3 protein-coding genes are annotated in these 1,655 nt (G+C 42.0%); all 3 read left to right on the top strand.

Features of this window, described 5'->3' with window-relative positions; translation table 11 throughout:
* Window positions 1–439 (top strand): hypothetical protein (locus tag ACLTD4_RS34095; RefSeq protein ID WP_412332008.1); only part of this gene is annotated, 439 nt, incomplete at its 5' end.
* Window positions 423–887, top strand: coding sequence for a hypothetical protein (locus ACLTD4_RS34090; protein ID WP_412332007.1), 465 nt, complete (start codon window positions 423–425; stop codon window positions 885–887). The genes ACLTD4_RS34095 and ACLTD4_RS34090, both read left to right, overlap by 17 nt.
* 386 nt (window positions 888–1,273) lie before the next feature.
* Window positions 1,274–1,537, top strand: coding sequence for a hypothetical protein (locus ACLTD4_RS34085; protein WP_412332006.1), 264 nt, complete (start codon window positions 1,274–1,276; stop codon window positions 1,535–1,537).
* The last annotated feature ends 118 nt before the right edge of the window (window positions 1,538–1,655 follow it).

Below are 1,655 nucleotides of genomic sequence, written 5' to 3'. Positions count from 1 at the left end.
TCTAATAACAAATCATTTTATGAGGGGACACAGCTCAGCTGGAAAAGGAAATGGGGTATTCTCCCTGTACAACGACATTGGAGACTATTTCTGGAACTTAATCCAGTTTATTGTAACAAAAGTGCCAGAGAATAAAATCGTGTATATTATCATGCACGAAGAAAAAGATGAAGCAGGGGAAGTGAAGCCAAAAACCATCGGGAAACTACTCGATGAAAAAGTTTGCATCGAAGGAATGTTTACGATAGTACTTAGATGCATCGAGGAAGGCGGAAAGCATTTGTTTGTCACCCAAGCAAGCCAAGGAGCAGTAAGCAAATCTCCGATCGGAATGTTTGAGGATTTAACAATAGATAATGACCTGCTGTTGGTCGATAAGAAAATTAGAGAATACTACGGATTAGGAAAAGGAGAAGAAAACAATGCAGAAACCAAATAATTTTGACAACACACAGGTACAGGGAGAATTTACGCCGGTAGAGCTTGGAGGACATATCTTGATCATCAAGGAAGTTCTGGAAATGAAATCGAAGACAAATAAAGACATGATTAGGGTGTCTTTCGACTTCGCAAAAAACGATAGCCTGCCTGGATATTTCGAAAAAGCATTTCGCGATGATATCAGACCGGATAAGAAATGGCCGGCAAATGGAACTACATATATTTTAACCGAGGATCAAAATGGCGACTGCAGTAAATCTTTCAAGACATTTATCACGTCCGTTGAGAAGTCGAATCCGGGGTTCACGGTGAACTGGGGCGATGGATTTGCGGAATGTTTTAAAAACAAGCTGGCTGGAGCAGTATTTGGCGTTGTAAATGATTATTACAATGGAAGGAACATTGCAAAGCATCAGCTCCGCTGGTTCAGAAGCGCAGAAGAGTAAAAGACGCTGATATCCTGCGGAAATCGAAACAAAGGCATACAAGGATAATAACGGAGCATCCGCAGCAGCGCCGCCGGTCGGACCTGATGGATTTATGAATATTCCGGATGGCATCGATGAAGAGTTACCGTTTAATTAGGAGTGAGACAGATGGATATACAGATTGACAGTAGGGAAAAGCAAGGGGCGATCTGAAGATCGTGGAAGACTTTGATGATAATGGAGTTAAGCATTTTTCCAGCAAATTATTAGTTGGGGATTACATGTTTTGGACAATCCCCGGCTCATAATCGACAGAAAGCAAAATCTCCAAGAGTTGTGCGGAAATGTCTGCCAGCAGCACGAAAGATTTAAAAGGAGCTGCTTAAGGCTATGGATGCGGGAATATGTTGATCATACTGATTGAGCAGGAAGGATATCAAAGCATCGAGGATGTATTTTTGGAAAATCCAAGAAAACATGAAGTAATGGCGGCACTGCGAACGGAAAGAAGGAGAGGTGCTGTAGCATCTTCTAAAGCAGTCGATGGGAATCAGCTATACAAGTCCCTTTGCACGATTAGGGACCGGTATAACGTGAGGTTTGAATTCTGTGAGAAGAATGATACCGGAAAGAAAATTATTGAGTTATTGAGCAAAAGACATGAATAGAGAAGAGATTAAACATTCATACAGCATGAGGGAAATTGTGGAAAGATATGGGTTCCATGTAAATCGGGCGGGGTTCATCCACTGCCCGTTCCACAAGGGAGACAAGGGAGCATCATTG

The sequence above is a fragment of the Hungatella sp. genome, assembly GCF_046966825.1.
This window is presented reverse-complemented; position numbering and strand designations above follow the sequence as displayed.